General features: G+C 55.3%; 4 protein-coding genes. All 4 read right to left on the bottom strand.

Annotation, left to right across the window (positions count from 1 at the left end; all coding sequences use genetic code 11):
- Positions 1–21 precede the first annotated feature (21 nt).
- Positions 22–1059, bottom strand: coding sequence for an HD domain-containing phosphohydrolase (locus PHQ58_RS18200; protein ID WP_300113774.1), 1038 nt, complete (start codon positions 1057–1059; stop codon positions 22–24).
- Positions 1060–1165: 106 nt separating this feature from the next.
- On the bottom strand, positions 1166–4342 hold the full coding sequence (locus tag PHQ58_RS18205) for a PAS domain-containing protein (RefSeq protein WP_300113777.1): 3177 nt from the start codon (positions 4340–4342) through the stop codon (positions 1166–1168).
- A 15-nt stretch (positions 4343–4357) separates the two neighbouring features.
- Complete coding sequence (locus tag PHQ58_RS18210) at positions 4358–5509, bottom strand: FIST N-terminal domain-containing protein (RefSeq protein ID WP_300113780.1); 1152 nt, start codon at positions 5507–5509, stop codon at positions 4358–4360.
- Positions 5510–5617: 108 nt separating this feature from the next.
- Entirely contained in the window at positions 5618–6436 is an 819-nt protein-coding gene (locus tag PHQ58_RS18215) for an enoyl-CoA hydratase/isomerase family protein (protein ID WP_300113783.1), read from the bottom strand.
- Positions 6437–6641 lie beyond the last annotated feature (205 nt).

Genomic DNA, 6641 nt, shown 5'->3' on the forward strand with positions numbered 1-6641 from the left:
TATATTAATAGTATCTACAGGTCAATGATCTTCAAACCGATGGCGAATTTCCAGCGCTCCGTCCCAGTTTGCAAAGAACACATCGACGCACTGGGGGTCAAAGTGGGTACCTGAGCTGGCCTTGACATGTTCAGCAGCGCGTTCCAGCGTCCAGGCTTTTTTGTAAGGTCGCTCCGAAGTCAATGCGTCAAACACGTCGGCCACCGCCACGATTCGGCTGAAAATGGGAATGGCTTCGCCTGCCAAACCGTTGGGATAGCCCGAACCATCATACTTTTCATGATGCGCCCGGGCAATTTCTGCACCGGCCTGCAGCACTCTGGATGAACTACCCTTGAGTATTTCATAGCCAAAAATGGCGTGCTGTTTCATGATCTCAAACTCTTCGGGTGTTAGTCGACCAGGTTTAAGCAAAATATGGTCAGCAATCCCCACCTTGCCAATGTCGTGCATGGGCGCAGCCTCAAGCAGCAACTCATGCTCGGCCCGTGGCAGACCCAAGCCTTTGGCAATCAACTCCGAATAATGTGCCATGCGCAAAATGTGGGCCCCGGTTTCGGGGTCACGGTATTCAGCGGCCTTGGACAGGCGCACCACCGTCTCACGCTCACGCTGAACGATCTCAAAAGTGGCTTTGCGAACTTCTTCTGCCAGCCAGTCGGCCCGATTGGCCAGCACCTTGCGGCTGGCACTAAGCTGCAACATGTTGTTGACCCGCGCCATGAATTCAACTTTATCAACCGGTTTGGTTAAAAAATCAGTGGCGCCAGCATCCAAAGCGCGGTAGCGAATTTGTTTCTGATCATTGGCTGTAATCATCAGTATGGGTACATCTTCCTTACCCTTTGTGGCACGCAGCTGGTGAATAAAGTCAATGCCATGAAGCTCGGGCATCATGTAATCCACAATAACCAGATCAACCTCATGAGTTTGAGCCCACGCCAAGCCCAGAGGTGCATCGGAAAACTTGGTCGGCTCACAGTTACCCATGCGCTTGATCAGAGCTTCAAACAAAATCAGGTTGATTTCTGCGTCATCAACAATCAATACTTGATTCATCATATTTACTTTTTTTTAGATCGCCCGACTGCCCATCAACACCCAATATGACAGGCTATACCTGCCGCTACCCGTTTGAAACGACTGTATCACTGCACCAGCGCCCTCACCCTTGCCTACACCCCAAAGCTGCCAACAAATACGCAACTTGCATTTGTAAAGCGCCCCACTTGGCAGCAGTGGTAACGGCCACCTCTGTTTCCCGCCACGTGTCGTTCCAGTCACCATCAGCCGCCAACTGTTCGAGTTGCTCAGCCAGATCGACAGCAGGCTTGGCACCAAACATGCCCAACGTGCCCTTTAGCGCATGCGCTGTGTGCAACCAAGACGACTGATCACCACTGGCCAGCGCGTCTGTCATTTTTTTCACGTCAATGGGCCATTGCGCTATGAAGACATCTGCCACGATGTCAACCACCTCCTGATCTGACTGCGCCAAAGCCTGTTCGTAGTCAAACTCAAGTGCAGGCGCTACCAAGTGAGTAGATGCGACCGATGGACACTGCATGCCCAGTGAGCTCGCTGGCACATGGGGTTTGCCAAAGCGGACCAACACCCGATGAAGTTCGGCAAGCTCAATCGGCTTGGAGATGAAATCGTCCATGCCGGCCTGCAGGCAACGCTCCCGGTCCGCCGTCATGGCGTTGGCCGTCATGGCCACAATTGGCAGGTGCTCACCTGCAGGTTCATTTGCCCGAATACGCTGCGTGGCCGCCAGACCATCCATCACAGGCATCATCATGTCCATGAACACCAAGTCAAAGCGATGCTGCGCCAATGCGTCAAGCGCCAATTGACCATCACCTGCCACCGAGACACGGTGACCCCAGCGCTCAAGCAGCGCAGTGGCCAGCATTTGGTTGATCACGTGATCTTCCACCAGCAGAATGTCCAACGCCACGTTGGCACCAGCCGCGTTGTGCTGCGTCAGCAAGTGGGCTGAATCCTTGGTTGGCACCAGGGTGTCCTCATCAAGTGCCATCGGAATCACCACGTCAAATTGACTGCCATGTCCGAGCTCACTTTGCACCGTAATTTGCCCCCCCAAGGCCTCGGCCAGTCGTGACGAAATCGACAAACCCAGGCCCGTTCCACCAAAACGACGCGTGATGCTGCTGTCTTCCTGCGAAAACGCCTCAAAAATACTGTTCAATTTGTCAGATGGAATTCCAATGCCCGAGTCTTTCACTGAGAACTTGAACTGCTGTGACTTGCCTGCCACCTTTGTAACGCCCACGCTCAACAGCACTTCGCCACTTTCGGTAAATTTGATGGCGTTGCCAATCAGGTTCATCAAAATTTGGCGCAACCGCCCCGGGTCGCCCACCACCGCCAGCGGCACATCAGGGGCCATGGCACACACCAGCTTGATGCGTTTGGCATGAGCGCGTACGGCCAATGACTTGAGCGTTTCAGTGACTGTGCGGCTGAGATTGAAAGGGATTTTTTCAGTCTGCAGCATACCGGCCTCGATTTTCGAGAAATCGAGAATGTCGTTGATGACGCGCAACAAGGCATCTGAAGACGACTTGACGATTTCAAGGTACTCGCGCTGCTGGTCTGTCAGATCGGTGTCAAGCGCCAGCTCCGTCATGCCAATGACACCGTTCATGGGTGTGCGAATTTCATGACTCATGTTGGCCAGAAAATCGGATTTTGCGCGATTCGCCACCTCGGCAGCTTCCTTCGCGCGGCGCAGCTCCTCAGAAGCCTTTTTCGCCTGAGAAATATCTGCCAGATAACCGTTCCAGACCACACCGCCATCGGCCGCACGTTGTGGCATGGATTCGCCATGCACCCAAATCAGCTCGCGGGTGCGTCGGTGGTGCATGCGAAAGTCCAGCGAGATGCGCACCATTGACTTGGCTGAGGCGACAAAAGCTGCCTCAAAAACCTCTTGGTCGTCCAGATGGATCAGGTCAAAAAACACGGCCGAATCAGCCATGACAGCCTGCGGTGTCAAGCCGCAAACTTGCTCGGCCACGCTGCTGCAAAACGGGAAACTTTGGTGCCCGTCCGCCCACAAGCGGTACTGAAACACCACCACCGGAATGCTTTCGCTGACCTCGCGCAGCCGCTGCCCGGCCTCTATCAGCTGTGTCACGTCTTGCCAAATACCAGTGAACACCGTTGCACCATTGACTGCAAGTTCAGGGTCGGGATTAATCTCGGAACGAATCCAGCGCACGCTGCCATCAGGCATTTGTACCCGGTAATCACCCCGCCACGCGGTGCGATTGGCACCCGCTGCGAACACTTCTTCCGCCACCCGATCGCGGTCGTCTTGCACAATTTGAGAAAAAGCCAGACTCCCGTCGGCCAACAGTGCCGCCCTGTCAAGCCCCCGGATTTCTTCCAGGCGGTCGCTCAAAAAGGTGTAACGCATAGACCCTGGCCCAACCTCACATTGGTACACCACACCCGGCACCGCGTTGGTGATGCGTCTTACCCGGCTTTCCGCCTGCGCCACGGCCGCCTGCATGTGCTTGCGCGCTGTGATGTCCGTGCGAATGGCAATGAATTGTTCCGGCGCACCCTGGTCATCAAGCAGCGGCACGATGGTTGCCTGCACCCAATACAACTCCCCCACTTTCGACCGATTGCAAATTTCTCCGTGCCAGACTTGACCCGCCAGAATAGTCTTCCAGAGATTCTCAAAAAACTCCCGTGGCTGCGTGCGCGCATTGATCAACCGATGGTTATGTCCAAGCAATTCCTCACGCGAGTAGCCGCTGATCTGACAAAACTTGTCATTGGCATAGGTGATGCGGCCTGTCACATCGGTGATGCTGACGATGGCGTGCTGATCAAGCGCAAACTTTTGTTTGGCCAAATCTGACAGTGCAGCCTGCAAATCGCGCTGCCCCGCTTCGCGCTGGCGCACCAGCTCAGACATCAACTGCGACAAAGATTCCAGGTTGTCGTCCTGCAGCGGTGGCATCTCGGCATCTTCTGTACGCAGCAGGCTGTTGGCGGTTTCACGCAGCGAATCGATGGCACGTGTGCGGCTGTCAAGCTCCTGACGCAAGCGGTCATTGGTGTGCGACAACTCCACAGAGCTGAGTTGCAAACTACGGGTCTTGAGGTCAAGGTCGCGGTCATTTTGTTCATAGGCCTCTTCGACACGGGCCAAAAACCCTTCCAGACCAGCCAGCACTTGCGCAGCGCCTTCAGACACACCAGCGCTCGACCCCAATTTCTTCAGCTCCGCCAGCACCGTTGGGAATTGCGCCTCTTCAACCCCGAGCAACCGCCGAGTCTGGCGCGAAAGCAACTTATGCATGGTGCAATTTCGTCCTCACAGGGGAACTGCCGGATTTTCCATCAAATGGGTGATTGTCATCGTCTGATTGTGCAATTTGCACGACAACTCGCCGCTGAACGGACTGATCTCGCCGTATGAATAGAAACCCGTCAGCACCGCGCTTTGACCGAGCACGTCGGCCACTGCCTCCACTTCTTCCTCAACCCGACCCCCCATGACCAGCTTGCGCCCAACACAGCTCACCAGCAAAGCCAAGCCCTGCCCTGGTGGTTGGGCCGCCATTTTTGCCGCCAGCGCAGCGACCTCTGCACCATCGACCAGTGCGTCGGTGCTCGCGTGCATCAGACGCAAATAGCCATTGGGATCAATGTCACCAGCCAGCATCAAGCTGCCACCGGCTTCGTCCACCGCCAAAATGGTGCGGATCAAGCCCATTTCAGTGTGGTCGCCACCCAACATGGCAAAGGGAAACAGCAGCCCAGCGGCCGGCAAATCCTTGGCGTGATCACCCAGATAGCGCTTGTAAACCTCCAGAGCTGGCTCACCATCAAGTTCAAACAACACATTGTTGTCGCAGCGGGTCACCTTGCGCGCCGGGCCAAAAGGCATCCAACCACCAAACGAGCCATGCGTCACAGTCAAATCTGCGCCATAGAGGCCGACACACGCCACGTGGTCGCAGCGCACGCCGGTATCGTCCAACACCCAGGTTTCCTTGAACGCGGCGCCGTCGCCAGCCAAGCCGCCCGTGACCAACACATCAGGGCCAATACCACCCACCAACCCGCCAATCAGCGCGCTGCCATTGATGTTGACACCCTGGCCCAGCACCAGCACGGCGCGCAAACCAAGCTGAGGCAAGGCTTGGGCCAATCGCTGGCCAGCGGCATACGAATCCGCCATACCCGCCAAAGTTGTGCAGGCTGCTTGAACCTGAACCCTGTCAAACTGAACGGCTGTCACCACACACGCGTCCACACTGACCCCCTCGCCCGATATTTCACCGGCGGTGCTGCAACCCAGTCGGTGCGCCGACCCAAATTGCATGGCCAACTGCGGTTCCAAAACTTGCAGCCAGGCTCGCGAACCAAACACCAAAAGCAACTGCGGATCAATGGCACTCAGGCCTTGCAGAGCGGCGGCCATATCGGCCCGGTCACGCAGTACGGTTTGAAGAACTTGCATGATTTGTAAGATGAGTAGGTTGAAATGAGCTGGCGAAATATTAGCGGCTTTACGGACAGCGAAATTGACAGAGGCAAATATTCTTTTACACCTTGCCTAGGCGGCACCTTAAAACTTCGGTGGTCGCTTTTCCAAAAACGCGGTGATGCCTTCCAACTGCTCAGCACTGTCGGCATACGCGTAAGCCGTGCTCATCAGCTGGGCCACGGGGTCTGCAAATTTGTCTAAATGGATAGCTTCTTGCGCTTTATCCATAAGGGCTAGAGGCATATTTATAACTCTAAGTGTCTGCTTGTTCAAACGCGCAGCTTGGGGAGCCAGTTGGCTGATGCGCTGCAACGTGGCTTGGGTCAGATTGGCCAAATCGACATCGGCCACCACCCGGCTCAAGAAACCACGCTGCAACATCTCGGGTGCGCTGAACACAGCTGCCTCAAGCAACATCTGCCGCGCGGTGACACCGCCCAACTCGCGAGACACCAGCGCCGCCTCGCGCGGGGCCATTGGAAAACCCAACCGGGCAATCGGGGCACCGAATTGGGCCGACTCAGCCGCCAGCCGAATGTCGCAACAGCTGGCAATTTCAACACCGGCACCCATGCAGTTGCCCGCAATCTGCGCCACGATCGGCACGTCGCAAGCCAGCATGGCGCTCAGGGCACCCCAAACGTCGCCCTCATGAAACTCACGCAACGACGCTTCTTCATAGCGAAAACTGGCGTACTCGGAAATATCACCACCGGCGCAAAAATGCGCACCATGACCGGCTACCCGCACCACACGCACATCGGAACTTTGCTGAATGCACTCGAACACTGACCGCAACTCGCGCCACATCGCGCGTGACATGGCGTTAAAACGCCTGGGGTAACTCAGGGTGACATGGGCGATGCCGTCATGCTGTTCAAACTGAATTTTTGCGGGCATCAAAATAACCTGTTTCTACTATATTAAAAATAGCTTTTTACGCATATATAAAGGGCTACAGGCTAATTTCTTATAAATTTTTGTAACTACTCAGCTTAACGAGCAAAGCTGGGCTGAATTATCTGGCGGTTAAACACGCTGACCAAACAGTCAAACAGATTGTTTTTCTGCTTGGTCATGGTTGCCAAGTAGGAGCGGATGGTAA

Origin of the sequence: Rhodoferax sp. (assembly GCF_028688795.1) — a bacterium.
Lineage (GTDB): Bacteria > Pseudomonadota > Gammaproteobacteria > Burkholderiales > Burkholderiaceae_C > Rhodoferax.